The sequence below is a fragment of the Streptomyces sp. NPDC002742 genome (assembly GCF_042888885.1).
Classification (GTDB): domain Bacteria; phylum Actinomycetota; class Actinomycetes; order Streptomycetales; family Streptomycetaceae; genus Streptomyces.
This window is the reverse complement of sequence record NZ_JBIAQF010000020.1, coordinates 17,107-42,053: the sequence shown is the minus strand read 5'-3', so window position 1 is coordinate 42,053 and position 24,947 is coordinate 17,107. Positions and strand designations below refer to the sequence as shown.

The following is a 24,947-nucleotide window of genomic DNA, read 5'->3' as shown; positions in this document are numbered from 1 at the left end:
AGTCGTCACCGACCCGCACCACGCCGGGGTCCGGGTCGAATCCCGGGATCAGCGGACGGGCCATGGCGTGACGAGCTTCCGCAAGAAGGCGAGCGACTGCTGGTGCAGGGCGGTCACGTCCTCGGCGCCGTCCCAGAAGTGGCTCGCGCCGGGCACGAGCTGCAACTGCGCGGACCCTCCCGCCGCGGTCAGGGCCGCGGCGAAGCCGACGCTCTGCGCGGTCGGCACCAGCGTGTCGCTGTCGCCGTGCATGACCAGCACGGGCGGCGCGTCGGCACGCACGTGGTGGACAGGGCTGGCCTCGCGGGCGAGGTCCGGGACCTTCGCGGCCGGCGCTCCCAGGAAGAGCGCCTCGCGCGTGTGCGGATCGGCGGGGTCGGGCATGGCGGTCAGGTCGGTGACCGGGAACCACGCGACCACTCCGGCCACGGCGGAGCCGGTCAGCGCGGCCAGCAGGGCGAGATGCCCGCCGGCGGAGTCGCCCCAGAGGAACACCTGCCCCGCGCCGACCCCGTGGGGCGCCATGAGCTCTGCGACGGCCGCGACCGCGGCGCGAACGTCGTCGGCCGCGGCCGGGTAGGGCGCCTCGCCACTGAGCCGGTAGTCGATCGCCGCCACCGCGAAGCCCGCCCGCACCATCGCGGGGTAGAAGTCCTCACCCAGGCGCGGCAGCGGACGGCGACGCGAACCGCGTCGCCATCCACCGCCGTGCACGTGGACGATGACCGGCACCTCGACAGCGCCCGCCGCGGATGCCGCGTCGGGCAGGTACAGGTCGAGTTCGAGCGGGCGGAAGCCCGGGATCGCGCCGTACTCGATGCCGTCGAACCGCCTCATGCCGTACCGCGCGTGAGCTGCTCGGCGCCCTTGTGGAACCGGCCGCCCTGCACGATGGCGACGAGGTTCCCGGCGTCCTGCAGCACCGTCACGTCCCGCGTCGGGTCGCCGTCCACGACGAGGATGTCGGCCAGGTATTCCGGCGCCAGGAGGCCGACCGGGAGGTCGAGGACCTGACCTCCGTGGAAGGTGGCCGCCTTGAGTGCTTCGAGCGGGCTGTAGCCGAAGAGCTCGACGAAGAGTTCGAGGTCGCGGGCGTTACGGCCGATCGGGTTGTTGGGGAAGCCGTAGTCGCCGCCCGGCAGCACGCGCAGGCCGCGCCTGCGGAGCTCGGGGTAGAGCTTCGTCATCGCGTCGAGCGCCTTCACCGAGCCCATCCTCTGGGCCATCGCGGTGTCGATGCCGAACTCCTCGCCTTCGTGGACGTTGGCCCACATGATGCCGACGGCCGGCGAGAGGAAGACCGAGTCCTTCGCCTCGTCGAGGAGGTCGATCGCCTCCTGGTCGGCGTAGGAGCAGTGATAGATCGAGCGGAAGCCGCTGGTGACCGCCCGCTTGATCGACTCGGGGTTCTGGGCATGGCAGTTGAGCCAGACACCGGACTCGCGCGCCTGCTCGCCGGCGGCCCGCGCCTCCTCGGCGCTGTACTGCGTCACCATCGACCCGCCCTCGAAGAAGACGTCGTCGTTGCTCATCAGCAGCTTGACGCTGTCGAAGCCGATCGCGGCCTGCTCGCGTATGAACGCGCGCACCGCGTCCGGCCCCGTCTTCTGCTCGCGCGGGCCGTCGGGGCCCATCCGCACCGGGTTGTTGTCGCGCTCGAACGACGCGGCACGCATCCGCGGTCCCACCGCGGCGCCGGCCTTGATCTGCTCGCGGAGGATCACCTCGGTCGGCACGGGGGTCAGCGAGCCGGCCGAGTAGGCGCTGGTGAAGCCTTGGTCGAGGAGGATGCGCGCATTGCGCTTCGCGAGCTCGAGGTGCTCGTCCGGAGACGGCATGTGATGGAAGAAGCTGACGTCCAGCGGCGGGTTGAAGGAGGAATCTATGTGACCGACGGCCGAGGGAAAGGTGAGGTGGCAGTGCGACTCGATCATGCCCGGCATGACCGTCCTGCCCGTGCAGTCGACGACCTGGTCGCCCGGTTGCGTCCGCACGCCACCGCCGGCGACGACCGCCTCGATCGTCTCTCCACGGACGACCACATCGGCACGGACGGCGGGGGCACCCGAGCCGTCGAAGACGTTGCCGTCGACGAAGAGGATGCGCTGCTCGGACATCTCAGGCCCCGATCATGTTGTAGCCGCCGTCGGCGACGAAGTAGCTGCCGGTGATGTGCTGGGCGTCCGCGGTCGCGAGGAGGAGCGCCGTACCGGCGACCTCCTCGGGCTTCGGGATGTGGCGCATCGGGGTCATCTCCCGCAGCTTCTCGCCGCGTCCGTTCTTGTAGTCCTCACGGTTGAGCATGCGCTCGGTCTCCATGAAGCCGGGCGCGAAGGTGTTCACCCGGACCTTGGGCGCGAACGCCTGAGCGTACGACTTCGTGATGCCGAGGACGCCGTACTTCGCGGCCGCGTACTGCGGAGCCCGTGCGCTGCCGCGGACCACGACCGTGGAGCCCACATTGACGATCGAGCCGCCGTCGGGCTGTTCGAGCATCCGGGAGCCGAACTCGTGGGTGCACAACAAGGTTCCCTTCAGATCGACGGCGAGCGTGTGGTCGATCGCCTCCTCGGTGATCTCACGCCACGACATCTGGTCACTGGCCATGTCGCCCACATTGTTTATCGCCACGTCGACCCGGCCGAAGTGGCCCCACACCTCGTCGGCCATGCGCGCGATCTGCGCCCATTCGACGATGTCGGCCTGGACGAGGAAGGCGTCGTGCCCCTCGGCCTCGACGCGGTCGGCCGTACGGCGTGCGCCCGCCTTCGAGTTCCGGAAGTGGATCGCCACGTCGGCGCCCTCCTGGGCCGCCCGCACGGCGATCTCGGCGCCGAGGCCGGTGCCGGCACCGGTGACCAGGACGACCTTGCCGGTGAAGCGCTGCGGATGATTCATGGGTCCGCCTTTCAGACGAGGGTGCGGCCGCCGTCGACGTACATGACGTGACCCGTCACGAACGCGGACTGCGGGGAGCAGAGGAACAGCAGGGGTGCGACGACATCGTCGGCGGTGCCCAGCCGGCCGGCCGGAACGAGACCGACCATGCCTTCGCGCACGCCGGGCCTGTCGAGGTAGGCGCGCGTCAGGTCGGTCTCGGTGTAACCGGGCGCGACGGCGTTGACCGTGACGCCGTGCGGCGCCCACTCGCGAGCCATGACGCGGCAGAGCTGGTTGATACCGCCCTTGGTGGCGGCATACGGAGCGTGGTCGGCGTGCGCCAGCATTCCGGAGACCGAGGACAGCAGGACGATCCGGCCGTAGCCACCGGACACCATCAGAGCGCCGGCCGCCTGAGCGCTCCACACGGCGCTTTTGAGGTTGACGTCGATGATCCGGTCCCAGACGTCGTCGGGCGTCTCGAGCACCGGGCGCCGGTCGTTGATGCCCACCGCGTGCACGAAGACGTCGAGGCCGCCCATCGTCTCGGCTGTCCCGGCGACCGCGGAGCGAGCGCTCCGGGGGTCGGTGAGGTCGGCCGCGCGGGTCGCGATCGAGAGGCCCGCCTGCACGGCCTGCTCGGCGAGGGCGGCGAGTCGCCCTTCGTCGACGTCCGTGACGGTCACGCGTGCACCGTGTTCGGCGAGGCCGAGGGCCGCAGCCGCACCGATGCCGCCGGCACCGGCCACCAAGGCCGCGCGATGATCGAGTCCGAGCCAGTCATCCATGCGAGGGATGAAAGGCGATGGCGTGTGATCCGCACTACGTTCGTTTCAATCATTGGAACGTGCGGAGGTTCGATGCCATTGCTCGGCACAGCACTGCGTGTGCTCCCGTGCGCGCACCACACTGGGCGCCATGACTCGGTTGCCCCGCCTCACCCCAGGTGAACTCGACCTCGGCCAACGCCCCCTCTACGACGCGATAACCGGCGGGCCCCGCGCCGGCGGTCCCCAGCTCTTCGCCCTCACCGACGCAGAGGGAGGACTCAACGGCCCGTTCAACGCGATGCTGTTCGCACCCGGGGTCGGGGCGGCCCTCCAGGAGCTGGGCTCGGCGATCCGTTACCGGACCTCTCTGAGCGGTCGAATCCGTGAACTCGCCATCCTCGTGGTCGCGGCCCGGTGGGACTCGGCCTTCGAGCGCTACGCCCACGAGCCGATCGGCCGGGCCGCGGGTCTGACCGACGCGGAGATCGCCGCGGTGAGCGCCGGCACGCCGCCTGACCTCGCGGACCCCTCCGAAGCAGCGGCCCTCGAACTGGTGCGGGTCCTGGCCGCGACTGGTGACGCCGACGACACCGTCTTCGAACGAGCCGTTTCATTGAACGGCATCGAGGCAGTGGTGGAGCTCACCACGCTGGTGGGCTACTACGCGACGCTCGCGCTGCAGTTGCGCGTCTTCCGCGTCGAACCACCAGGAGACTCCGCATGAAACTCGTGACCTTCAACGACGATCAGGTCGGCTACGTCGACGGCGAGACCGTCGTCGAGCTCGACGTCCCGTCGATGCGCGACTACTTCGAACAGGAAGGGAAGGCCGTGGAGACCGGGCGCCGATTCCCCCTCGGGGAGGTCACCCTGCGGGCGCCGATCGTGCCCAAGAAGTTCTTCCACACCGCCGGCAACTTCATCGACCACCACGACGAGCTGACCGCCGTCGACTGGTCCCACCCGGTGCACAAGGGGATCGTCTTCTTCCAGAACGTCGACGCGATCATCGGTCCCGACCAGCCGATCGTGTACCCCGAGGGGCTCACCAAGGAGCTCGACTACGAACTCGAACTGGCCATCGTGATCGGCAGGAGCGGCAAGTTCTTCGGCCCGGAGGAGGCCGAGGACTACATCGCCGGATACACGATCTTCAACGACATCACCGCGCGTGACATCCAGCGCCGTGAGATGCAGTCGGGCGTCTTCTCCTTCTCGAAGGCGATCGACACCTTCTGCCCCATCGGCCCCTGGATCGTCACGAAGGACGAGGTCCCCCACCCGCACGCGCTCGCGATGGAGCTCCGGGTCAACGGCGAGCGACGGCAGACCGGCAACACCGAGAAGATGATCATCTCGATCCCGCACCTGGTCGCCTATCACTCGGCCCAGGGGTACACGGCCGGAGACATCATCACCACCGGCACCATCTCGGGCGTCGCCGCCGTCCAGCCGAACCCGTTCGACTTCTACCTCAAGCCGGGTGACCGCATCGAGGCGGAGATCGAGGGCGTCGGCACCCTGCGGAACCACGTGATCGGCTGGAAGGACGCGCACGACACCGAGCCGTTCTCCATCGACCTCTACGGCCCGGCGAACTGAGGCGGAGCAGATGCGCATAGCCACGCTGGCCGACCGCGCCGTCCTGCTCACCGAGGACGGCGCGATCGACATCGCCGATGCCTCTTCGGGACGCTTCGGCCCGGACCCCATGGACGTTCTGACCGACTGGACCGAGTTCCGGACCTGGACCGAGAGCGCCGAGCTGCCCGCGGCGAGCCCGTACCGGACCGCCGATCTGGGCGCGCCGGTCCCGCGACCCCGCCAGGTCTTCGCGGTGGCGCTGAACTACCGTCCGCACGCCACCGAAGCCGGCTACGTGCCGCCCGAGATCCCTCTGCTCTTCACCAAGTTCCCCAGCTGTGTCGTCGGCCCGGCCGCGGAGGTCGAACTGCCCGAGGGCAACGTCGACTGGGAGCTGGAGATGGTCGCCGTCATCGGTGCGCCCTGCCATCGGGTGTCCGCGAGTGAAGGCTGGGACGCCGTGGCCGGGCTCACCGTGGGGCAGGACCTCTCCGAACGCGTCCTCCAACTCACCGGCAAACCGCCACAGTTCTCGCTGGGGAAGTCGTACCCGGGCTTCGGCCCGACCGGTCCCGCGCTGGTGACCCCCGACGAGCTGCCGGACCGGGACGACATCGCGATCGAGTGCCTGCTGAACGGCGAGAGCGTCCAGGCGGCCCGCACCAGCGAGATGATCTTCTCCGTTCCGGAGCTGGTGGAGTTCATCAGCGGGGTGTGCCCGCTCCACCCCGGCGACCTGATCTTCACGGGGACCCCGGCGGGGGTGGGCAACCGTCGCGTTCCGCAGCGGTTCCTCGGCCCCGGCGACGTCCTGGTCAGCCGGATCGACGGCCTGGGCGAGATGCGTCAGACCTTCCGGTGAACGCCGCCCGTGCCGGCTGCCGCCCAGGAGGCCGGCGCGGGTCCGCTTCGTCATGGCCCGGACCGCGGCTACGACACGCACGGTCGCCGGGCACATCCACGCCGCGGTGAGAGCAGTCGGAGTTTCGGCGTACTGGCCGGGCGCCGACGGCGGACTCAGTTGCCGGCGCCGAGACCGGACATGAACGCGGACGGGTACCGGTCGCCACGCGCCGCGCCCGGCGGCACCGCCTTCTCGATCTCGGCGAGGTCGTCCGCGGTGAGGACCAGCTCCGTCGCGGGCAGCGCCTCGGCCAGCCGTTCCCGGGTGCGGGCGCCGACCAGCGGCACGATGTCGTCGCCCTGGGCGCTCACCCAGGCGATGGCCAGCTGGGCGACGGTGCAGCCCTTCACCTCGGCGACGCGGCGCAGTGCCTCGACCAGCGCGAGGTTGTGTTCCACGTTTCCGCTGGAGAACCGCGGGCTGAAGCCGCGGCTGTCGCCGGGGCCGGCGGTGCGGCCCGCGGACCAGTGCCCGGAGATGAGGCCACGGCCGAGGACGCCGTACGCGGTCAGGCCGATGCCGAGCTCCCGCAGCGCGGGCAGAATGTCCGCCTCCACCGCGCGGGAGATCAGCGAGTACTCGATCTGCAGGTCGGCGACCGGGTGCACGGCATGGGCCCGGCGGATCGTCGCCGCGTCGACCTCGGAGAGGCCGAGGTGCCGGACGTACCCGGCGTCGATCATCTCCTTGATCGCGCCCACCGTCTCCTCGATCGGTACCGCCGGGTCCAGCCGGGCGGGACGGTAGATGTCGATGTGGTCGGTGCCCAGGCGGGTCAGCGAGTAGGCCAGGAAGTTCTTCACCGCCTCGGGGCGGCCGTCCGTCCCGCCGAACTGCGCACCCGGCCCTCGCAGCATGCCGAACTTCACGCTCAGCTGGTAACTTTCCCGATTCCGGCCGCGCAGCGCCTCGGCGATCAGCAGTTCGTTGTGGCCCATCGCGTAGAAGTCGCCGGTGTCGATCAGCGTGACGCCGTTCTCCAGTGCGGCGTGCACGGTGGCGATACTCTCCGTGCGGTCGGCCGCGCCGTACACGCCCGACATGCCCATGGCGCCCAGGCCCAGCGCGGAAACGGCCGGGCCGGTCGTGCCCAGGTTTCGTGTCTGCATCACGCTCTCCTTCGTCGTCGATCTGCCACCCACTGTGCGCCCGCGCCGCGAGGCGCGGGAGCGGAGCGTTCATCCTGGGAGAGCCGCTCCCTGGATCGGTTCTCCCGCTGCGAGGACCATGGGGACATGCAACGTGAGGAGCTCGCCGACTTCCTGCGCCGCCGTCGCGAGGCGATGCGCCCGGCCGAGGTCGGCATCGCCGACGGCCCCCGCCGCCGCACCACAGGCCTGCGCCGGGAAGAGGTGGCCGCGCTCGCCGGAATGTCGGTGGACTACGTCGTACGCCTTGAGCAGGGCCGCAGCAGCCAGCCCTCGGTCCAGCTGCTCGGCGCGCTGGCCCGGGCCCTGCGCCTGTCAGAGGACGAGCGCGACCATCTGTTCCACCTGGCCGGCCGGCAGCCGCCACCCGCGGACGGAGCGGCCCGCCTGGCCCGCGCCGGCCTGATCCGCATGCTCGACCTGCTCGGCGACACCCCGGCCCTCGTGCTGTCCGACCTGGGCGAGATCCTCGCCCAGAACCGGGCTTCCGTCCTGCTGACGGGCGACCACACCGGCTTCTCCGGCGACCGGCGCTACATCGCGTTCCGCTGGTTCACCGACCCCGCAGCCCGAGCCGTCTGCCCGCCCGAGGAACAGGAACACCACGCCCGCCAGCTCGTGGCCGACCTGCGTGCGGCCGCCGGCCGCCGCCCCGGCGACTCCATGGTCGCCGGACTGGTCGACCGGCTGGGGGCCGCGAGCGCCGACTTCCGCCGGATCTGGGCCGAGCACGAGGTGGCGGTCCGGCGCGCCGACCGCAAGACCTTCCTGCACCCGAAGGTGGGCCCTGTGCGGATGGACTGCGAGACCCTGGTCACGCCCGACCAGCGCCAGCAGTTGCTGGTGCTGACCCCGGCGGACGCCGAGGCCCGCGAACGGCTGGAGCTGTTGCGGGTCATCGGTGTCGAGGAGTTCCCGACCGGGGCGACGGGCCCGACGGCCCGATGAACCAGCCGGCCGTGGGGCACCGGCTCGGTTCGGACATGCCGGTCCTCGGAGCCGGTTGAGGCGACTCCGCGGCTGGGCGGGAATCGGGTCCGGAGGAGTTCACGGCGTTCGGCATGGCCGTACGCCCGGGGAGGGTTGAGGCCCGCAGCGGCGGCAAGGTCCGGTCTGCGAGCGGGCCACGGGACCAGGCAGGCCGGGCTGCGCCGGGGACGCAGCCCGCGCCGATGCCGGAACCGGCGCGCCTCAACCGTCGGAGGCGATGCGGTCGAGCCACTCCCTCAGCAGATGTTGTTCCGCGCCGCTGAGAATGGTCTGTTCGGGCAGCGCGGCGTGCAGGGCGCGGGCGGCGCCTGCCGGGCCCGTGTCCTGCACGGCCGGCTCCTGGTTGGTCACGGCGGTGACCATGGATTCCCGCAGGACGGTCAACAGGGCTGGATTGCGCCGGTCTTCGGACAGGGACAACCAGGTGAGCACCGCGCCGCGCGCTGTGGCATGGATGATCTGGGCCGCGAGTTCCTCGTCGACGCGCAGCCACCCGCCCACGGCGAGGCGCCGGATACGGCCCATGAGAATCTCCATGCCGGCCTTGAAGGCAGCCGACGTGGACCTCGTGGGCTCGCTGTACATCAGGGTGTACAGCGCGGGATTGGCCAGACCGAACTCGACCGCCAGGTCCCAGCCGGCCCGCAGGTCCTCGATGGGGTCCTGCGGGCCGGGGTCGACGTGCTTGGCCGCCAGAAACGTGACGAAGCCGTGCTCGGCCACCGCTTCGAGCAGCCCGTCCTTGTCGCCGAACAGCCGGTAGATGGCGGGCGGCTGCAGATGTGACGCGACCGCGACCGCGCGGGTGGTGACCGCGTCGCGACCCTCTCGCGCCAGCAGGTCGGCGGCGGCCTCAATGATCCGCTGACGGGTCTGCGCGCGCCCTGCGGTCTCGGATTCGGCGGCGGAGGCGCCGTCCCTGAAGCGTGAACCTGGTGGCATATATCGACGGTACAGCATCTGCGTTTCCGACGTTAATATCGATGGTACTGTGAAATTGATTCCACTGGAACCATACCGTTGGAGTACAACATGATCATCGTGACCGGCGCCACCGGACAGCTCGGACGCCAGATCGTCGAACGGCTGCTGACTCGTGTGCCTGCGTCCGGAGTCGGCGTCAGTGTCCGCGACCCCCGGAAGGCGAAAGCGTTCGCCGACCGGGGGGTACGGGTGCGCCAAGGCGGCTTCACCGCAGCCGCCGGCCTCGCCCACGCCTTCGAGGGCGCCTCCCAGGTTCTGATCGTCTCCGTCGACAAGATGGGCGAAGAGGCCGTGCGGCAGCACCGCGCCGCCATCGACGCAGCCGTCGCGGCCGGTGCCCGCCGCATCCTCTACACCAGCCACATGGGCGCCGGCGCCTCGTCGCACTTCCAGGCGTGTCGCGACCATGCCGCCACCGAGGGAGCACTGCGCGCTTCCGGCGTGCCGTTCACCTCGCTGCGCAACGGCTTCTATGCCTCCAGCGCGATGCAGTTCCTCGGTCACGCCCTGCGGTCCGGCCAGGTCGTGCTTCCCTCGGACGGACCGGTCAGCTGGACCGCGCACGCCGACCTCGCCGACGCGGCCGCCGCCGTCCTTGCCGACGAAGGCTGTTTCGACGGTCCGACGCCCCCGCTCACCGCGGCCCAGGCGCTGACCTTCGACGACATCACCGGTATCGCCGCCGAGGTCACTGGCCGCGCCATGACGAGGACCACGGCACCGGACGGCCAGTTCCGGCAGCAGCTGGTGGACGGCGGCGCCCCCGGCGAGATGGCAGACCAACTGCTCGGCATCTTCGCGGCCAGCCGTGCCGGCGAATTCGCCGCCGTCGACCCGACACTGGCCACCTTGCTCGGCCGCGAACCCGTCGCCCTGGGCACGGTCCTGCGTGAGCGACTGACGAACGGCGAGGGACGCTGACCGGCCGTGAGTTCGTAGAACCGGCCCTTGTCGCGTCGCCTTCGGCGGGCCTCGGGTGTCCAAGACCACGGGGGGAAGGTTCAGTCGCGCGCTGGGGCACGGGATGGGCGCGAGCATCCACCTGGCCGCGCTACGCGGTCGGGGTCGGCGTTGCTGGCACGGCCGACTTGCCGACCACGACGGCGTTCAGGTCCTGTCGTCCGGATCATTCCGGTCGTTGAACAAGACTGCTGACTGGCGACGCGGCAGTGGCGCCGGTCCGTGCGCCGGTCCTCGTGCCCAGGCCCCTGTCGGCTTCGCGGCGCTGCTTTGGGTGTCTGTAAGCACTTCCTCTGGGCTTCACTGCACGGACTTCTTTCGGCTCCATGGGCAGGCCGGAAGGGGCGTGCCGGAAGGGGCGTGCGGGAGGGGAGTCATGCCCCTTTAGCCAAGGCGATTTGGCCCCGCTTCGATCGGGTGATTCCGCTGGCGGCGGCAGTGGGTCGGCGCGGTAGGTAATGGCACGACTTGCTGATCATCGAAAGCCTTCGCGCTTTTGCTGTGGGTTGCTCCTCATCGCGAGGCTTGCCCGTCCCGTGCCAGAGCGACAACGGTGAGCACCGCTGTCGTGACGGCTTCGGGCTGACTGTCGTGAATGTAATGGGCTGCGTCGGGCACCACGACGTGCTCGCCTCGAACGGTCGTGGCGGCGATCTGGGCCTGCAACGAGGTCCACCGAGTCCGCAGGCCCTTCGGTAGACCCCGGGTCGCACTCAGGATGATCACGGGCACGTCGGGCAGCTGCGAGCAGGCACGTAGCCGCCGGACAGCCGGGATGTGGGTGCTGAGCAGTCGGCTCTCCGCAGTTCTGGTGCGCGTTTGGTACTCGTGCGCGTTGCAGGCCAGCTCCGCCTCGACGAGCAGGTGCTGGACGCGTGGATCGCTGCTCCTTTTGCCCGCTTCCCGCGCGGCCTGCTCGCGAAAAGAGTGATCAGCCAACCCGAGGGCCCTCCTCAGGGCGGACGGCCAGGTAAGTACCGCTTCAGCTGCGCGGATGGTCCAGGGCTGGAAGTCCTCGTGTGCAGGGTCCACGAGGACCAGCCCCGCTATCAGCTTCGGGTGGGCCCAGGCGACGAGTTGGGCCAGCATGCCTCCCCAACTGTGGCCGACCAGGACACATGCCCCGTTTCCCGTATGGGACAAGAGCGCGCTCAGGTCGTCGACCCCAGTGTCGATCGTGACCGGCATGGCGGGATCACTCGCGCCGAGCCCGGCTCGGTCGTAAGCGATGACACGGGTGTGCTCGGCAAGCGCGGACAGAACCGGAGTCCAGGTCAGCGCGGGTGTGCCACTGGCCGCTTCCAGGACCACTGTCGGGCCGTCGGCACCCGCCTCGACCCAGCGCAACACGCGCCCCCCGCGGTCCAGTTCACCGCGCTTCACCCCACCGGGGATCATGGCGGACATTGCCTGCGCGATGACGTCCATCCGTCGAGCCTTGCACGGTTCCGCCTATCGCGTCAGGCCCCCTCTCACCGCGAGGCCCAGCGCCCGACTTCCGCCCATCGCCCACCGAGTGGAGTCAGATCAGCTTCTTACACCGCGGAGCCACTTTTCGTCGGTGCGGTGGAACCCCAAGAAGTGCTTGCAAACACCGTCCGAGGACTGCACCAACTCGGCCTGGAAGTCCCTCAACCGGCGCGGGGGCATGGTGATGAAGTACGGCCGGGCTTCCAAGCGTTCCAGCGACGGCTGCTGGTGGCGCCGCAGCAAGTGCCTGTGCGCGCTCCGCAGTCCTGCGCCCGGGGTGGGAGGTTAGTACCCGGCGAGGTTCATCTCGGCCCTGGCCACCCGCAGCGGAGAGCCGAGCCGAGCCGCTGGAACTGCGGGGTGGCGAGGGCCGGAACAATGTGCGTCTCGCTGCGGTGAAGGCCGCGAACGGCCTGCTCAAGTCCGTTGACTCGCGGAGGGACGAGATCTGCTGTGCCGGCAGCTCCGTGATGCCGGACCTCAGTGTGGTTCGCTTCGGGTTCGTGACGCCCATGTACTCGATGCACACCTGCCACTGGCCGTCGACATTGCGCCTGAGGGGGACTTGGTGAGTGTCGGTGTCCTTGTCGCCGTCACTGGGCCTCAGCCGACTCGAATTCGCTGGTCCAAGGGCTGGTATGACCGGATCTCGGGGTACTCGCGCTGGTCGTGGGCGGCTGTCTGAGAAGTAGATCGTCTGTCAGCGGTCGGCTGCTCGTCTTCCGTTCGCTGTGGCCGGGCGGCCTTCTGCGAGCCGGTGAATGCTCGCGTCCCGAGCCGGTTCAGCGGTTCGGCGATCCGGTCTGCTTGGGAGCCAGTCGGCCTATGAAGCCCGGAGCCGTCCCCACCAACTATCGGGCCGGCGCAATCGTGGAAGATGGAACCCATGACAGGGGACGCGAGCGAGATCGTTCTGAGCAAGCAGGACCTTCGTGAGATCGCCGCGTTCGCTGCGGCCTGTGCTGAGGCGGCGCTTGAGGTATTCGAGGCCGATCAGCCGGACGACTCGCGGCCTCGAGACGCGATCAGTGCCGCGTGGGAGTTCGCCCGGGGCGGCGAACGCGGGAAGTCTCTGCGCGACACGGCATCGGCGGCCCTCAAAGCGGCCAAGGGCGCGGATACTGCGGCTGCCCGAGAGGCAGCGTGGGCTGCGATGTCTGCGGCAGGCGCCGCCTACCTGCATCCGTTGGCCAAGGCCACCCAGGTCAAGCACATCCTCGGAGCTGGCGCTTACGCGGCCAGAGCGGCCGAACTCGTCGACGGCGACGATCGGAGCGTTGGTGCCGAAAGTATCGAGCAGACGGTGCATCGTGCGACACCAGTCGTCATTGACGTGCTCAAACGCTTCCCGGCGGCGCCGAGTGGCGGCGGACGGGTCGGTGAGTTGATCCGCATGCTGGACGCTGACCTTCGTTCACTCACCATCGCTGAGTGATTCTGAGCGTCCAGGCGGAGCGGGCCTCACATCCGTCAGCGGTTGATTCGAGGTTCGTCCGCCCACGATTCCTCGTCCTCGATGTCCGCGTGCATCGGAGCGCATGCCGCCTTGAGCAGTTCGTCGCGGTCGAGCTCGGCGATCGGCTGCCGTCTGCCGGTCACACGAGGTGATCAGCCTCCGATGGCTCCGTCAGCGTGACTTGTGGCCGTGGACGCAACCGAAGTGGTCCTCGCGGGACTCTGGACCGGTAGTTCGTAACTCGCCTGGTGAGGAGACAGAGATGACCCCCTGGAACAGCGAGACCCTTGGTTCCTGCGCCTTCGTCGACCCCTATGCCGCACCTTCCCGGGACAGCGCCTGGGCGGCTCCGGACCGGCCCCGCGATGACGTCGACTCCCACATGCCGCCGCCCGACGCCGCCCGCCGCTTCGGCTACACCCTCGACCCGCACGACCAGCGACGCCTCGCCCTGCATGCGACACTCACCGCCGCGGGCATCCCGCCGATGCCCGAAGACCGTGCAGTCATCGACCAGATCAGCTCTCTGCCCGCAGACGTCAACGACGTCCTCCAGCGCTGGCTGCACCACGCCCTGTAGCGACCGAGGCCCTGTAGCGCGCGAGGGAGTCTTCTAGCCTCGCGACGGCCGGCCTACCCGTGAATGCCTCGCGACATCCCGCGCCCCGAACGAGGGAGTTGCGAGGCATTCGAAAGAGCTCAGGCGGCCGTCCCCTGCCGGAGCCGAGGCTCACATCCGCAAGCACACAGGCCGGGGCCGGTGGTTCGGAGATCGGCCCCGGGCCTCACCTGGTGCGCTGTCCGGCACGCAGGACGCTCAGATAGCGGCGTGACGCCCGGTCGCCCATCCGCGTGCGGATGCGTTCGGCGATGGCATCGAGCAGGGGTTCACGGACGTCGAGGGCGAGCCTGCGGTACAGCGACGTCGAGCGGAGGAGATCGGCGAAGCCGTCCGCGTCGAACCACTGAACGGTTGGGTACCAGCGCACGATCGTCGGGCCGAACAACCCTCCGGGATCGTCGACCAGGCCCCAGCCCTCGTCGGTGGCGCGAACGTCCTCCTCCAGCGGCGGATGACACCAGTCGGGGTTCCCGGGGCAGAACCGCTCGTGGAGATCCGCGGTCTCTGCGTACACCTCGGGCTCTCCCGGCCGGCGGACAACGACGTGGCCGAGCAGCGCCGTCCAACCTCCGGGACGGAGTACGTCGTGCGCTCGGCGCCAGCCGACCGACGGGTCGACCCAGTGCCACGACGAGGCGGCCACAAGAACATCGAAGCGTCGACCGCGGTCGTCCCACTCCTCGAGTGTCGACGTCTCGACTTCGACGTTACGGAAGGCGGCCATCCGCCGCCGGGCCAGTGCGGCCATTTCCGCGCCCGGCTCGACGGCGGTCACCGAGCATCCGAGCGCCGCCAGAGAGCGGGTCGCCTGGCCGGTACCGCAGCCCACCTCCAGTACCGACGACCTGTCGTCCATGCCGGTGACGGCTACAAGGTCCGCGAACAGTTCGTCGGGGTACCCCGGCCTGACCCGGTCGTAGAGTTCCGGCACCTCGTTGAACACCCGGCCGAGGTCGCGTTGGTTCGGGCGCATCATCGGGTTTTCCGTCACGAGCGCACAACCTATGAGGCTCGTCCACGGACACGCCACCGGATTACCGGCGACCGCTGACAGGCTGCCGCAGCCCGTTGTGCCGGCGAAGCCCGATTCCGCCGCTCCCCACCTTCGCCACGATCCCGTCCAGCACGGCCCCGGTCCGGAAGAACCTCGGCCTTCGAATCCCGGATGGGACTTCCGAGCCGGCTGACGCCGGCTTCGAGTCTCGGCCGTCCGTCGGCACATCGGACGGGCAGCCACTGCCCCGCTCAGGAACGCAGCTCAGCGTTTGCGGACACATCGGCTCCGAGGTCCGCCAGTGAGTGGGCTTCACCCAGGTGGGACGCACCGACAGCGTCAGCTCAGCGGACACGCAAGGTGCGAGGTCGTTCCGCGCGACCGGTCGCGCGTCGCCCAGCGCACGGCTTTCACCCCGCAGGTCACCACGCCGGCGCTCTCGCGACTTCACATCCGTTCGGACACGGGCGCTGTCGGGGCGGCCTTTCGCCGGTCGCGTGCCGCGGGCCTTGGGAACGCTTCACGCGTGAGCGATGAGTTTGGGCAGCGGAGCGGGTCTGCCCTGGTATGACTCGAATCATCGCTGACATCTCGGTCTCCCTCGACGGATTCGTCACCGGGCCCGGCCCCGGCCCGGACAACGGTCTGGGCACCGGCGGCGAGGCCTTGCACACCTGGGCGTTTTCCGACGACCCCGACGACCACCGGATCCTGCGCGAGGGGACCGCACGCTCGGGCGCTGTCGTCCTCGGCCGCCGGCTCTTCGACCTGGTGGACGGGCCGAACGGCTGGGGCGACGAGTCCGGCTATGGAGCCGGCGAGGTCGGCAGGCCCGCGTTCGTCGTCGTGACGAGTTCGCCCCCGAGGTCGGTGCGGCTCACCGACCTCGACTGGACGTTCGTCACCACTGGTCTTCTTGACGCCGTCACCACCGCTCGGGAGCGCGCCGAGGCGGCGTCGTCGGACAGCGGCAACGACCTCGACGTCGTCCTCATGGGCGGCGGCGCCACGATCGCGTCGGCGTTCGACGCCGGGCTGGTCGACACGCTGTCTCTGCACCTGGCACCCGTCGTGCTGGGCGCCGGGACGCCCCTGTTCACCGGCGGAGTGCCGCGCACGCTGGTGCAGCGGAGCGTGACCCCGACATCGACCGCGACGCACCTGACCTACGACGTCCTCTGACGAGGGCGCCCAGGAGCTTCGCATCGAGCAGCCGGTGGCGCCTGGCCGGCCACCCGTTCCTCAGCCGTTTCAGCAGCGGCGCCCGACCGTACGCCCCCCCGATTCACGGAATGCCGTCAGGCACTCATCTTGCCGCTTGACCTGCGCGATTGAGGGGCGGCTCGGTCGAGCATGCGGGCCGCGTCGGCCCTGACCCGTTGAGGCACGGCGCGCTGCCGATCCGGTCACCCTGACCTGAGCGCACTCGGCTGGGCGAAACCGCCCGCTCTCAAAGAGGTGCCGCTCTCCGAGCGTGAGCCTGTACGCGGTGAGGCAGGATCCTCGTCATGAGGACCACTGATCTTGAATTGCTGACTGCACTGGAGACGCTGAAGTCGGCAGCGAAGGCTGCACGGCCCGGGACGGTGGCGGTATGGGCGGACATCTGGGCCGTGGCGGTGCGGGGGCTTGAGGCGGCGCTGGACGCGGATGTCCAGGCGTTCGCCGCCGGCGGTGTGGAGCTCTCCCAGCTCCCGGCAGCCGATCAGTTCGTCGGGACGGCGAGGGCTCAGGCTTCGGTGCTCGCGGACCTGGCCGGCCTGGCGACAGAGGAGGAGATCGAGGGACCGTGGGGCGTCCGCGTTCCCACGGTCCCCGGGGATTCCGGATACGGGGAGGGCGCAGGGGACGGACAGCTCCACTGCGTGTTCCACCTCTTTCAGGCCGCCGAAGCCGTCCTCACCGACGACCACGGCGCTCCGGCCACCCGAGTGGACCTTGTCACTGACAGCACCCGCTACCTGGACCTTGCTCGCCACTACCTCGAACTGATGGCAGCCAAGCCTGCGTGAGTGGCGCATTCCTCCGCCGGTCGGCCAGATTTCAGCACACAGAACTCGTGACCGTCCGGGTCGGCGAGCACCACATGCCCCTCCTCCGGACGTTGACCGACGTCGATGTGCCGGGCGCCGAGTTCGAGCGCCCTGTCCACCGCCTGCTTCTGGTTGTCGAGGGACGTGCTCGTCAGGTCGAAGTGCATGTGGTTCCGGCCGGCCTTCGGCTCCCGGGCCGGGAGGAAGCGGAGCCGGAACCCGGTGTCGTCGCTGGGCAGCAGCGTGATGCCGGCGGAGGGGTCCTCGGACCTCTCCCAGCAGAGAAAGGCGGCCCAGAAATCCGCGAGACGGAGCGGGTCGTGGGCATCGAAGCAGAGCGCGTGCAGATGAGAAGTCATCCGTCGGTCTCCCGGCAGGGGAAGGCGGTCGGGCTGGAGCCTGACCCAGCCGCGTCATCCGGTCAACTGATTAACACCCGGCGTTCGTCCGCTGTCGAGCACGATCGAAACGGCGGCCCGTCCACGACCTCACAGTCTCCTGAGGAGGTTCGTCGGGCGGCCCTCGCGCGGGTCCTCGCCCTGCCCGCGTCAGCCGCACCGCCACAGCGGCTTTCAGCCTTCGGCCCAGCTCGGTACCTCGGCCGTCGATTCGACCCGACCCAGCAAGTGCCCGATGACCGCGTCGAATCAGCCCCGTGAATCCGGGTGAATGTCTGCCTGCCAAACTGCTTCGGCCAGGTCATCAATCCCCATGAGACGGCCCCAGCCCTCGGCATTCACGACGGCGTTGCCGCACCGGCTCCCCGTTTCGGCGGGCACCCTCACGTCGGCAGTGGGCTTACGGCCCTGGACGGTCAGGGGGCCATCGACAGGCCTGAGCCACAACACCACCTTGGTTCCACGCGCTCGACACGCGGCCCCGTTCTCTGCGAACGACAGCTGAAGCCACCGTGGCAGCCCGCCCATGTCGCCCCCTCGTTGCAGCGTCCGCACAAGCCCGTCCTGGGCTCACGCGGTTGATGGCGGTTCGAGCCCGAGGTGAAAGCGCAGCAGGCGCACCTGGTCCGGGCCGAGCGCCTCTTCGGCGTCGCGCAGGTGTCTGGTGAGCGTGTCGGCGGTACGGCCCTGAGGCGTCGAGTACGTAGTGGCGGCTTCGCGGGTGAGCCAGGCCGCGATGTCGCTCCGGGCGCGGCCTCGCATCAAGGGTGACGGGTCGGCGACGAGTTCGAGGTCGATGAGCAGCCGGGTCCAGGTGTCGCGTTCGTGCAGCAGCCGGTAGGCGGCCATGCGGATGTGCTGCGGGTTGCTCGCGGAGAGGAGTTCCCGCAGAAGAGGGAGGTCGAGGCGGGACGCCCAGGGCCGCAGAGCGATGGCGACCTGCCGGGTGACCGCGCCGGACGAGTCGGTGAGCAGGGCGGAGAGGGTGTCCGGGTGGGCTGCGCCGAGGCGGCGAAGCGTACGCACGGTTTCCGCCCGGCCTCGGGACCGCGGGTGATCGAGCCAGGACGGGACGAGGCCGGCGTCGTCAGCGGTCCCGGTCTCACCGAGGCCGGCGATGGCTCCCGGCTCGGGGAACGAAGTCATGACGAGACGCCGGTATTGCTCCGCCGGGTCGGACCCGGCGCGGCGCAGCGCGGCCTGAGCGACCGACCGCACGATCGGGTTGCGGTCGGTGAGCGCGGCGACGGCGGGGGTGATGTCGCCCTCTCGCGCCAACGCATGGACCGCTTCCGCGCGGATCACCGCGGTGCCACTGGACAGCAGGGGACGGACGAGGTCGACGGTGTTGGCCGCGGCCGCGGTCCTCACCGCGGCTTCGGCGCACCGGATCCGGGTCAGCAGGTCGTCGTCGTGTTCGGCGGCGTGCAGCATGTGCGCCAGGTCGAGCCGGCCGGCGGCGAGCGCGGTCAGGTGTGCGGCGCGGCGGGTGTGCCGGTCCGGGACGGCAAGGGCGCCGGTCAGCAACTCGACCGGACCTTCCCGGAACACGGTGTCGACGCGGTCGGCCAGCCAGCGGCCCTCACGCCGTTCTCCCAGGGCCACGGCCAGGGCGACCGCCGCGACCAGCACCGCGGCGGAGGGCTCGGCGAGGTGGCGCTCCAGCGCCGACCGGGCACGGTCACGGACCTGCGGCACCCAGTCGGAGGCCCGCAGCGTCAGCACAGGCAGCGCCAGGGTCCCGTGGAGTCCGGCCAGTTGGGCAACGGCGGCCTCACGGACATGGCCGTCGGGGTGGAACGCGGCGACCGTGAGTCCCAGAGGGGAGGACTCGCCCCGCGACAGGCGCCGCACCGCGACCTCCGACCAGCGCGGAGCCCGCGGCCACGTACGGCGTGTCGCCACATCGAGCATGAGCCACACACGGGGCTGTGCCCGCAGCAGGAACTGTTCGGTTCCGGCAACCAATCCGGGGTCACCGTCGCGGTCGACGGCGAGCAGCAGAGCGGCCAGTTCATCGGCGTTGCGGCCATGCCGGGACTCGACGACGGCTGTGGCGTCGCGGAGTTGCTGTGCGGTCGGCCGAACGGGGAGGCGGTCGTCGTGCGGGTGCGCCGGGACGCGGGGAGCGTCGCCCCGGCCGCGGAGTCGCGGCAGTAGGTTCCGTACGATGCCGCGGGCCACGACATTCCCCTTCCGGTTCAGCGGGCCGGCTGCTCGCGCGGCCCGGACCTGAGGATCCTCCTCAACCCACGGGCAGCGCGAGCGATTTCCCCGGGCGGGGATTCCGGCGTCTCAGACGGTCGGCTGTCCGTGGTCCGGGTCTGGCTGGGCGGTGTCGTCCGAGGCTGGTTCCGGTCTGGTGTGGAGGACTTCGCGGGCCTGTTCGGCGGCGCGGGTGATGCTTTCGCTGATGAAGTCGAGGAAGCGGGCGATGTTCTCCAGCCGGGTGGCGGCGGGGGTGTCACGGCCGAGGACGGCGACGCCCTGTCGTGCGGTTTTGACGAGTTCGTCGTTGGCCCGGGCACTGGCGATCGTCGCCTGGTAGAAGAGTTCGTCGTCGACGACATAGCGGTCGCGGCGGCCCTCGTCGCGTTCCCGGCGGACGAGGCTCTGGCTCTCCAGGAACGTGATGGCCTTGGAGATGGAGGCCGGGCTGACCTGGAGACGCTGAGCGAGCTGGGACGCGGTGAGGCTGCCCGCGTCGGCGGTGAACAGGCAGGTCAGCACCCGGGCCGTCATCTTGGGCAGGCCCGAGGACATGAGGACGGTGGTGAACGTCTCCTCGTACTCGGCCACGGCCTCGGCGTCGCGTCCGTGCGGCTGGGGGGCCGACTCCGGCCCCCGGGAGGGGGCGGCCCGGCGCCGGTGGGCACGGCGTTCGGTGGCGCGATGGGCCAGGTCGGCGCGGTAGGCGGTGGGGCCGCCGTTGCGCATCACCTCGCGCGTGATCGTCGAGGTCGGGCGGTCGAGGCTTCGGGCGATCTCGGCGTAGGGGAGGCTGTCGGCCAGTCCCAGCGCGATCTGCTGGCGTTCCTGCTGGGTGAGTCTGCCTCCCGGCATCGCGGTCTCCTCGGTGATCCTCGTGGCGTCCCTGACCCCTCCACTATAGCGTTCACTCCTCATCCATTGCAATGGCCGGAGGGATGAGTGTTGCGTTACTTCCAAGACCGTTGCAACAATTTATAGGCTCTGAACTGCAGAGATGTCTATTCTGTGCAACGAATACGTTGCCTGGTTATGGAAAGCAACGTAGCGTTTCCATTGTCAGAAACAACGAGTGAGCACGGGAGAACGCGATGCAGAAGTTCGACACCCCCGCCCCGATCTCCGCCGTCCTGGACTTCCCCGCCGGGCGCGTCCAGTTCATCGCCGCGGACCGCGCCGACACCACCGTCGAGGTCCTGCCCGCCAACCCCTCCAGGAGCCGCGACACCAAGACCGCCGAGCAGACCACGGTCACGTACGCCGACGGCGTCCTGCGGATCGCGGCCCCGGCCCCGGGCAGCCAGCTCTTCGGCGCCTCCGGATCGCTGGAGATCACCGTTCAGCTGCCCTCCGGCTCCCGCGTCGAGGGCAAGGCCGCCAGCGCCGAACTCCGCGGCGTCGGACGCCTCGGCGATGTCGCCTTCGACGGCGCGTACCGTCGGATCAAGATCGACGAGGCGGCGAGCGTCCGCCTCACCGCGACCGACGGTGACGTCGAGGTCGGCCGGCTGGGTGGCCCCGCGGAGATCAGCACCGCACGGGGCGACATCCGCATCACCGAGGCCGTGCGCGGCACGGTCGTGCTCCGTACCCGGTCCGGCGACATTTCCATCGCGGCCGCCCCCGGCGTCTCGGCCTCCCTGGACGCCGGCAGCGACTACGGCCGCGTCAGCAACGCCCTCAAGAACGACGGCACCGCCGGACTCGACATCCGCGCCACCACCTCCCGCGGCGACATCACCGCCCGCAGCCTCTGAATCAGGAACCGGGACTGCCCGGCCGGGCCCGTCGCGACCGAGAACCTGCCGGTCGCCGCCAAGCGGCCCGGCCGCCCCTCCCGAGGGTCCTGCGATCCACGAACAGGACCTGGAGAAGCCGTACAAGACCAAGCCGTCCGACGCGACAGAGGAAAACCCATGAAGAAGAACAGCACTCCTTCGACCGGTTCGACTTCGACGTGGACCGGCATGGTGCCGGTCGACGACACGGCCCTGGCCGTCACCGACACCGGCGGTCCCGGTATACCCGTCGTCTACCTCAACGGCCAGTTCGCGACCCAGGGGTACTGGCGTCGGGTCATCGCCGAACTCGGCCCGGAATGGCGGCACATCACCTACGACGAGCGGGCCCGCGGCAAATCGAAGCGATCGGCGGACTACTCCTTCGAGGCCGCCGTCAGGGACGTCGATGCCGTCCTCGCGGCCAGGGGCGTGGACCGGGCCCTGGTGGCGGGCTGGTCGTACGGGGCGTTCGTCGCGGCACACTGGGCCGGCCGCAACCCCGGGCGCGCCCTGGGCGCGGTCCTGGTGGAGGGCGCGCAGCCCTACGACTGGCTGGACGAGGCCATGGAGAAGCGGATCCGGAAACTGTTCCGGCGGATGGGCTGGTTCGTGCCGCTGCTGCGCCCGACGGGCCTGACCCCGCGGATGAGTGCCGAACAGATGGCGAACACCAACATCGAACTCGGCAGGCTCGCCCGCGAGCGCGAGCTGGGCCCCGTGCTGGACGGCATCACCGTCCCGGCGCGGTACGTGGTCGCCTCGGGGGCCTCCCTCGGAAGCAAGGGCGATGAGCAGGAACGGATCCGCGCCGGCCTCGATGCGGTGACCGCCCGCAACCCGAACATCCGCATCAGCGCGAAGGTCGCCAGCAACCACGACTCGATCCTGAAGAAGGACTTCGCGGCCGTCGCCGAGGCCGTGCGCGAGGCCGCCGCCCACGATCGCGGCAAGCGCTGAAGACGCGACCGGCGGACCGATAGCAGGACTCCCGGCACCCGCTACGACGAGGCCCCCGCCTGAGGGCGGCCGTGCGCCGGACTGCCGTCCGGCTTGATGAAGGCGCGGATCATCGGGCGGGTGACTGTCGGGTCGGAGTGTCTGCCCCGGGGTGTGGGGTGCCGTGCCGCTCGCGCGCCCGTGGGGCAAGCGGGTGCGCGTTTCGCGAAGCGAACAGTCAAAGGGGTGGGGTCATGGAAACAGTACGGATCCGGCAGCAGGCGGCACCCGGCGCCTGCGCCGCCTTCGCCCGCTTCGTGCTCTGCGGCGGGGGAGTGGGGCTCGCCTCCAGCTTCGCCGTGGCGGCCCTCGCCCGCTGGATTCCCTGGGGCCTGGCCAACGCCCTGATCACCGTGGCCTCCACTCTCCTCGCCACCGAACTGCACGCCCGCTTCACCTTCGGCGCGGGCGGGCGCGCGACCTGGGGCCAGCATGTGCAGTCGGCCGGGTCCGCGGCGGCCACGTATGCGGTGACCTGCGTGGCGATGTTCGGCCTGCGGCAACTGGTGGCGGCACCCGGAGCGGTGCGCGAGCAGGTCGTCTACCTGTCCGCCTCCGCACTCGCCGGTGTCGCGCGGTTCGCGGTGCTCCGCCTCGTCGTCTTCGCACGCAACCACGCGCAGGACGCGGCCACCGTCCGCACCGCTCCTCCCGTACCCGTGACGGCGCCTCGCGCCACGGCACCGGCTCGCGCCACGACCGTGGCCCGGTCCACGGCACCCGCCGGCCCGGCGGCGCTCTGCCGCGCCGCCTGACCGCTCGACCGCTAGGCGTTTGGGACGAACTGGTAGGTGAGGAAGACCAGGCCGTCGCCGATGGTCCTGGTGTCGACCAGGCGCATCGCTTTCTTGCCGCCGGTCTCGCCGAAGAACCGTTCGCCGGCCCCGAGCACGACCGGGAAGACGACCAGCCGTACCTCGTCGACGAGGTCGTGCTCGATCAGCGTACGGCCGAGCCGGTAGCTGGCAGGGACGACGATCTCTCCGTCCAGTTCCTGCTTCAGCTTCGAGACCTCGGTCACCACGTCGCCCCTCAGAACCGTCGAGTTGTTCCAGCCGGGTTCTTCGAGGGTCGAGGACACGACGTACTTGGGCATGCTGTTCAACCGGTCCGCGAGCTCGCCGCTGCGGGGCTGCCACCGCACCCCGAAGAACTCGTAGCTGGTGCGACCCAGCAGCCATGCCTCGGCGCGCAGCGCCTCCTCGAGCGCGACCTTGTTCCAGTGTTCGAGATCCCTGCCCCCGAACTGCACGAACCAGCCGCCCAGTTCGAAGCCCTCCGCCCCGTCCGGGTCCTGGACCACTCCATCGAGCGAGACGTTCTGCGGCCCGCTCATCACGATCTTTCCCATGGCGATCCTCCTTCGTGCCGGCGCCGTCGTCGGCCACGTAGGTACAGGCGCCGCGGCGCGCGGAAACCGGGCGCCCGCCGACCGCCCGGTTCGCCCCCCGGCCGACGCCTGTACAGGATGGAAGTGCGGCGCGACGCGGGAAGAAGGTGGCGGTGAGGATGGCGGCAGCCGATCTGATGGCGAAGGCGCGAGCCGGGGACGGGCAGGCGTTCCGGGAACTGACCGAGCCGTACCTTCGAGAGCTGCAGGTGCACTGCTATCGCATGCTCGGATCCTTCGAGGACGCCGAGGACGCCCTCCAGAACACGCTGCTGGCCGCCTGGCAGAGCCTCGGCGGGTTCGAGGGACGCGCCTCGCTGCGCACCTGGCTCTACCGGATCGCCACCCACCGGTGCCTCGACGAGCGGCGCGCGGCCAGTCGGCGCCCGGCCAAGGAGTGGGGCGTGGACGTGAGGGACGAATGGCCCGAGCCGACCCGGCTCGGCGAGGTCGTGTGGCTGCAGCCGTTTCCCGGTGCCCTCCTGGAGGGTGTCGACCTGCCGCTCGGCCCTGAGGCCCGCTACGAGCAGACCGAATCCGTCTCGCTGGCCTTCGTGACCGCCCTTCAGGTCCTGCCGCCCCGCCAGCTCGCCGTGCTCATCCTGCGTGATGTCCTGGGGTTCCGGGCGAGCGAGGTGGCCGGCATGTTGGACTCGACCGTCGAGTCGGTCAACAGCGCACTCAAACGGGCGCGCGCAGGCCTGCAGCGTCGGCTGCCTGCGGCCGCAGGCCGCGAACCGCCTCCGGCCGCCGGCTCGCCCGCCGAGGACGCGATCGTGGCGAAGTTCGTCGATGCGTGGGAGTCGGCCGACATGGGTGCGCTGGTGGCCCTCCTGACCGACGACGTCTTCGTGTCGATGCCGCCGATTCCCTTCGAATACATGGGCCGAGACGTCGTGGCCGGGTTCTGCGGCGACATCTTCGGCGCCGGCCGCAGGTTCGACCTCGTCCCATCGCGAGCCAACGGGCAGCCGGCATTCGGGGCCTACCTGCGTGATCCCAACGGCATCAGTCGCGGGGTCGGCCTCTACGTCCTCACTCTCACCGGCGATCGGATCTGCGCCATGACCCGATTCGACAACAGCGTGCTCCCATGGTTCGGGCTGCCCCGATCACTCCCGAGCCGATAGCCGCATCGTCGCGCTCCTCCATGGGGAACCGCTGCATGATCCCGATCCCCGATCCCGATCCCCGATCCCGATCCCGATCCCCGATCCCGATCCCGATCCCGATCCCGATCCCGGATCCCGATCCCGATCCCGGATCCCGATCCCGATCCCGGATCCCGATCCCGATCCCGGATCCCGATCCCGGATCCCGGATCCCGATCCCGGATCCCGGATCCCGGATCCCGATCCCGGATCCCGCGGTCCGGTCAA

Annotated in this window: 26 protein-coding genes; 13 read left to right on the top strand and 13 right to left on the bottom strand. The window is 70.1% G+C overall.

Annotated features, from left to right (window positions below):
- Positions 1–48 precede the first annotated feature (48 nt).
- From ACFYW8_RS30735 to ACFYW8_RS30720, 4 genes are read right to left on the bottom strand one after another with little or no spacing between them, the layout of a single operon-like run.
- Positions 49–837: an alpha/beta hydrolase fold domain-containing protein gene (locus tag ACFYW8_RS30735; RefSeq protein WP_389084131.1), complete on the bottom strand. Its 789-nt coding sequence runs from the start codon at positions 835–837 to the stop codon at positions 49–51.
- Positions 834–2,117: an amidohydrolase family protein gene (locus ACFYW8_RS30730; RefSeq protein ID WP_389084127.1), complete on the bottom strand. Its 1,284-nt coding sequence runs from the start codon at positions 2,115–2,117 to the stop codon at positions 834–836. Before ACFYW8_RS30730 ends, ACFYW8_RS30735 begins: the two co-directional genes overlap by 4 nt.
- A gap of 1 nt (position 2,118) precedes the next feature.
- Positions 2,119–2,898, bottom strand: coding sequence for an SDR family NAD(P)-dependent oxidoreductase (locus ACFYW8_RS30725; RefSeq protein ID WP_389084123.1), 780 nt, complete (start codon positions 2,896–2,898; stop codon positions 2,119–2,121).
- Positions 2,899–2,909: 11 nt separating this feature from the next.
- Complete coding sequence (locus ACFYW8_RS30720) at positions 2,910–3,668, bottom strand: SDR family NAD(P)-dependent oxidoreductase (protein ID WP_389084118.1); 759 nt, start codon at positions 3,666–3,668, stop codon at positions 2,910–2,912.
- A gap of 130 nt (positions 3,669–3,798) precedes the next feature.
- Between ACFYW8_RS30720 and ACFYW8_RS30715 the strand changes: the two genes are divergently transcribed.
- The 3 genes from ACFYW8_RS30715 to ACFYW8_RS30705 are packed head-to-tail and all read left to right on the top strand — an operon-like array spanning position 3,799 to position 6,096.
- Positions 3,799–4,374 carry a carboxymuconolactone decarboxylase family protein gene (locus tag ACFYW8_RS30715; RefSeq protein WP_389084113.1) on the top strand — a complete coding sequence of 192 codons (576 nt, stop codon included), beginning with the start codon at positions 3,799–3,801 and terminating at the stop codon, positions 4,372–4,374.
- Positions 4,371–5,252, top strand: a complete 882-nt coding sequence (locus tag ACFYW8_RS30710) for a fumarylacetoacetate hydrolase family protein (protein WP_389084107.1) — start codon at positions 4,371–4,373, stop codon at positions 5,250–5,252. The genes ACFYW8_RS30715 and ACFYW8_RS30710 overlap by 4 nt, the downstream gene beginning before the upstream one ends.
- A 10-nt stretch (positions 5,253–5,262) precedes the next feature.
- A complete protein-coding gene (locus ACFYW8_RS30705) occupies positions 5,263–6,096 on the top strand; it encodes a fumarylacetoacetate hydrolase family protein (RefSeq protein WP_389084102.1) in 834 nt (277 codons plus the stop codon).
- Positions 6,097–6,251: 155 nt separating this feature from the next.
- Here ACFYW8_RS30705 and ACFYW8_RS30700 read toward each other — a convergent pair whose 3' ends face one another.
- On the bottom strand, positions 6,252–7,247 hold the full coding sequence (locus ACFYW8_RS30700) for an aldo/keto reductase (RefSeq protein WP_365879729.1): 996 nt from the start codon (positions 7,245–7,247) through the stop codon (positions 6,252–6,254).
- A 126-nt stretch (positions 7,248–7,373) separates the two neighbouring features.
- Here ACFYW8_RS30700 and ACFYW8_RS30695 point away from each other — a divergent pair, with 126 nt between their 5' ends.
- Positions 7,374–8,234 carry a helix-turn-helix transcriptional regulator gene (locus ACFYW8_RS30695; protein ID WP_389084094.1) on the top strand — a complete coding sequence of 287 codons (861 nt, stop codon included), beginning with the start codon at positions 7,374–7,376 and terminating at the stop codon, positions 8,232–8,234.
- Between the two features lie 243 nt (positions 8,235–8,477).
- On the opposite strand, the gene ACFYW8_RS30690 is transcribed toward ACFYW8_RS30695, so the two are convergent.
- Positions 8,478–9,218 (bottom strand): TetR/AcrR family transcriptional regulator, encoded by a 741-nt coding sequence (locus tag ACFYW8_RS30690; protein ID WP_389084088.1) that lies wholly within the window; start codon positions 9,216–9,218, stop codon positions 8,478–8,480.
- A 90-nt stretch (positions 9,219–9,308) separates the two neighbouring features.
- Between ACFYW8_RS30690 and ACFYW8_RS30685 the strand changes: the two genes are divergently transcribed.
- Positions 9,309–10,181, top strand: a complete 873-nt coding sequence (locus tag ACFYW8_RS30685) for an NAD(P)H-binding protein (RefSeq protein ID WP_389084084.1) — start codon at positions 9,309–9,311, stop codon at positions 10,179–10,181.
- A gap of 552 nt (positions 10,182–10,733) precedes the next feature.
- On the opposite strand, the gene ACFYW8_RS30680 is transcribed toward ACFYW8_RS30685, so the two are convergent.
- Positions 10,734–11,648, bottom strand: coding sequence for an alpha/beta fold hydrolase (locus ACFYW8_RS30680; protein ID WP_389084079.1), 915 nt, complete (start codon positions 11,646–11,648; stop codon positions 10,734–10,736).
- A gap of 928 nt (positions 11,649–12,576) precedes the next feature.
- On the opposite strand from ACFYW8_RS30680, the gene ACFYW8_RS30675 reads away from it, so the two are divergent.
- A complete protein-coding gene (locus ACFYW8_RS30675; protein ID WP_365879737.1) occupies positions 12,577–13,125 on the top strand; it encodes a putative immunity protein in 549 nt (182 codons plus the stop codon).
- Between the two features lie 35 nt (positions 13,126–13,160).
- On the opposite strand, the gene ACFYW8_RS30670 is transcribed toward ACFYW8_RS30675, so the two are convergent.
- On the bottom strand, positions 13,161–13,289 hold the full coding sequence (locus ACFYW8_RS30670) for a hypothetical protein (RefSeq protein WP_389084074.1): 129 nt from the start codon (positions 13,287–13,289) through the stop codon (positions 13,161–13,163).
- Positions 13,290–13,408: 119 nt separating this feature from the next.
- Between ACFYW8_RS30670 and ACFYW8_RS30665 the strand changes: the two genes are divergently transcribed.
- The gene (locus ACFYW8_RS30665; RefSeq protein ID WP_389084069.1) at positions 13,409–13,726 is read left to right on the top strand and encodes a hypothetical protein; all 318 of its coding nucleotides are present in this window, start codon (positions 13,409–13,411) and stop codon (positions 13,724–13,726) included.
- Positions 13,727–13,931: 205 nt separating this feature from the next.
- On the opposite strand, the gene ACFYW8_RS30660 is transcribed toward ACFYW8_RS30665, so the two are convergent.
- Positions 13,932–14,759 carry a class I SAM-dependent methyltransferase gene (locus tag ACFYW8_RS30660; RefSeq protein WP_389084064.1) on the bottom strand — a complete coding sequence of 276 codons (828 nt, stop codon included), beginning with the start codon at positions 14,757–14,759 and terminating at the stop codon, positions 13,932–13,934.
- Positions 14,760–15,329: 570 nt separating this feature from the next.
- Here ACFYW8_RS30660 and ACFYW8_RS30655 point away from each other — a divergent pair.
- Positions 15,330–15,944 (top strand): dihydrofolate reductase family protein, encoded by a 615-nt coding sequence (locus tag ACFYW8_RS30655; protein WP_389084060.1) that lies wholly within the window; start codon positions 15,330–15,332, stop codon positions 15,942–15,944.
- A gap of 326 nt (positions 15,945–16,270) precedes the next feature.
- Complete coding sequence (locus ACFYW8_RS30650; protein WP_365879746.1) at positions 16,271–16,774, top strand: hypothetical protein; 504 nt, start codon at positions 16,271–16,273, stop codon at positions 16,772–16,774.
- Here the strand turns inward: ACFYW8_RS30650 and ACFYW8_RS30645 are convergent.
- The 3 genes from ACFYW8_RS30645 to ACFYW8_RS30635 all read right to left on the bottom strand — a co-directional run bounded on the left by ACFYW8_RS30645 (position 16,741) and on the right by ACFYW8_RS30635 (position 20,256).
- A complete protein-coding gene (locus ACFYW8_RS30645; RefSeq protein ID WP_389084053.1) occupies positions 16,741–17,154 on the bottom strand; it encodes a VOC family protein in 414 nt (137 codons plus the stop codon). The two genes, ACFYW8_RS30650 and ACFYW8_RS30645, sit on opposite strands and share 34 nt — an antisense overlap.
- Before the next feature lie 609 nt (positions 17,155–17,763).
- A complete protein-coding gene (locus ACFYW8_RS30640; RefSeq protein ID WP_389084048.1) occupies positions 17,764–19,377 on the bottom strand; it encodes a hypothetical protein in 1,614 nt (537 codons plus the stop codon).
- Between the two features lie 111 nt (positions 19,378–19,488).
- Positions 19,489–20,256 carry a helix-turn-helix domain-containing protein gene (locus tag ACFYW8_RS30635; protein ID WP_389084043.1) on the bottom strand — a complete coding sequence of 256 codons (768 nt, stop codon included), beginning with the start codon at positions 20,254–20,256 and terminating at the stop codon, positions 19,489–19,491.
- A gap of 236 nt (positions 20,257–20,492) precedes the next feature.
- On the opposite strand from ACFYW8_RS30635, the gene ACFYW8_RS30630 reads away from it, so the two are divergent.
- From ACFYW8_RS30630 to ACFYW8_RS30620, 3 genes are all read left to right on the top strand, one after another.
- Complete coding sequence (locus ACFYW8_RS30630) at positions 20,493–21,158, top strand: DUF4097 family beta strand repeat-containing protein (RefSeq protein ID WP_389084039.1); 666 nt, start codon at positions 20,493–20,495, stop codon at positions 21,156–21,158.
- 159 nt (positions 21,159–21,317) lie between these two features.
- The gene (locus ACFYW8_RS30625; protein WP_389084034.1) at positions 21,318–22,139 is read left to right on the top strand and encodes an alpha/beta fold hydrolase; all 822 of its coding nucleotides are present in this window, start codon (positions 21,318–21,320) and stop codon (positions 22,137–22,139) included.
- A 233-nt stretch (positions 22,140–22,372) separates the two neighbouring features.
- Positions 22,373–22,933, top strand: a complete 561-nt coding sequence (locus tag ACFYW8_RS30620; RefSeq protein ID WP_389084029.1) for a hypothetical protein — start codon at positions 22,373–22,375, stop codon at positions 22,931–22,933.
- 11 nt (positions 22,934–22,944) lie between these two features.
- On the opposite strand, the gene ACFYW8_RS30615 is transcribed toward ACFYW8_RS30620, so the two are convergent.
- On the bottom strand, positions 22,945–23,529 hold the full coding sequence (locus tag ACFYW8_RS30615; RefSeq protein ID WP_389084025.1) for a dihydrofolate reductase family protein: 585 nt from the start codon (positions 23,527–23,529) through the stop codon (positions 22,945–22,947).
- 158 nt (positions 23,530–23,687) lie between these two features.
- Between ACFYW8_RS30615 and ACFYW8_RS30610 the strand changes: the two genes are divergently transcribed.
- A complete protein-coding gene (locus tag ACFYW8_RS30610; protein ID WP_389084021.1) occupies positions 23,688–24,698 on the top strand; it encodes a sigma-70 family RNA polymerase sigma factor in 1,011 nt (336 codons plus the stop codon).
- Positions 24,699–24,947: the final 249 nt, after the last annotated feature.

What these genes read in the sequence shown, in the direction of transcription:
- ACFYW8_RS30645 (WP_389084053.1), bottom strand. Translation starts at nt 17,154, where the DNA reads ATGACTTCTCATCTGCACGCGCTCTGCTTCGATGCCCACGACCCGCTC.
- ACFYW8_RS30655 (WP_389084060.1), top strand. Translation starts at nt 15,330, where the DNA reads ATGACTCGAATCATCGCTGACATCTCGGTCTCCCTCGACGGATTCGTC.
- ACFYW8_RS30730 (WP_389084127.1), bottom strand. Translation starts at nt 2,117, where the DNA reads ATGTCCGAGCAGCGCATCCTCTTCGTCGACGGCAACGTCTTCGACGGC.
- ACFYW8_RS30680 (WP_389084079.1), bottom strand. Translation starts at nt 11,648, where the DNA reads ATGGACGTCATCGCGCAGGCAATGTCCGCCATGATCCCCGGTGGGGTG.
- ACFYW8_RS30720 (WP_389084118.1), bottom strand. Translation starts at nt 3,668, where the DNA reads ATGGATGACTGGCTCGGACTCGATCATCGCGCGGCCTTGGTGGCCGGT.
- ACFYW8_RS30685 (WP_389084084.1), top strand. Translation starts at nt 9,309, where the DNA reads ATGATCATCGTGACCGGCGCCACCGGACAGCTCGGACGCCAGATCGTC.
- ACFYW8_RS30735 (WP_389084131.1), bottom strand. Translation starts at nt 837, where the DNA reads ATGAGGCGGTTCGACGGCATCGAGTACGGCGCGATCCCGGGCTTCCGC.
- ACFYW8_RS30610 (WP_389084021.1), top strand. Translation starts at nt 23,688, where the DNA reads ATGGCGGCAGCCGATCTGATGGCGAAGGCGCGAGCCGGGGACGGGCAG.
- ACFYW8_RS30700 (WP_365879729.1), bottom strand. Translation starts at nt 7,247, where the DNA reads ATGCAGACACGAAACCTGGGCACGACCGGCCCGGCCGTTTCCGCGCTG.
- ACFYW8_RS30725 (WP_389084123.1), bottom strand. Translation starts at nt 2,898, where the DNA reads ATGAATCATCCGCAGCGCTTCACCGGCAAGGTCGTCCTGGTCACCGGT.
- ACFYW8_RS30635 (WP_389084043.1), bottom strand. Translation starts at nt 20,256, where the DNA reads ATGCCGGGAGGCAGACTCACCCAGCAGGAACGCCAGCAGATCGCGCTG.
- ACFYW8_RS30625 (WP_389084034.1), top strand. Translation starts at nt 21,318, where the DNA reads ATGAAGAAGAACAGCACTCCTTCGACCGGTTCGACTTCGACGTGGACC.
- ACFYW8_RS30620 (WP_389084029.1), top strand. Translation starts at nt 22,373, where the DNA reads ATGGAAACAGTACGGATCCGGCAGCAGGCGGCACCCGGCGCCTGCGCC.
- ACFYW8_RS30665 (WP_389084069.1), top strand. Translation starts at nt 13,409, where the DNA reads ATGACCCCCTGGAACAGCGAGACCCTTGGTTCCTGCGCCTTCGTCGAC.
- ACFYW8_RS30695 (WP_389084094.1), top strand. Translation starts at nt 7,374, where the DNA reads ATGCAACGTGAGGAGCTCGCCGACTTCCTGCGCCGCCGTCGCGAGGCG.
- ACFYW8_RS30710 (WP_389084107.1), top strand. Translation starts at nt 4,371, where the DNA reads ATGAAACTCGTGACCTTCAACGACGATCAGGTCGGCTACGTCGACGGC.
- ACFYW8_RS30615 (WP_389084025.1), bottom strand. Translation starts at nt 23,529, where the DNA reads ATGGGAAAGATCGTGATGAGCGGGCCGCAGAACGTCTCGCTCGATGGA.
- ACFYW8_RS30715 (WP_389084113.1), top strand. Translation starts at nt 3,799, where the DNA reads ATGACTCGGTTGCCCCGCCTCACCCCAGGTGAACTCGACCTCGGCCAA.
- ACFYW8_RS30675 (WP_365879737.1), top strand. Translation starts at nt 12,577, where the DNA reads ATGACAGGGGACGCGAGCGAGATCGTTCTGAGCAAGCAGGACCTTCGT.
- ACFYW8_RS30630 (WP_389084039.1), top strand. Translation starts at nt 20,493, where the DNA reads ATGCAGAAGTTCGACACCCCCGCCCCGATCTCCGCCGTCCTGGACTTC.
- ACFYW8_RS30690 (WP_389084088.1), bottom strand. Translation starts at nt 9,218, where the DNA reads ATGCCACCAGGTTCACGCTTCAGGGACGGCGCCTCCGCCGCCGAATCC.
- ACFYW8_RS30705 (WP_389084102.1), top strand. Translation starts at nt 5,263, where the DNA reads ATGCGCATAGCCACGCTGGCCGACCGCGCCGTCCTGCTCACCGAGGAC.
- ACFYW8_RS30650 (WP_365879746.1), top strand. Translation starts at nt 16,271, where the DNA reads ATGAGGACCACTGATCTTGAATTGCTGACTGCACTGGAGACGCTGAAG.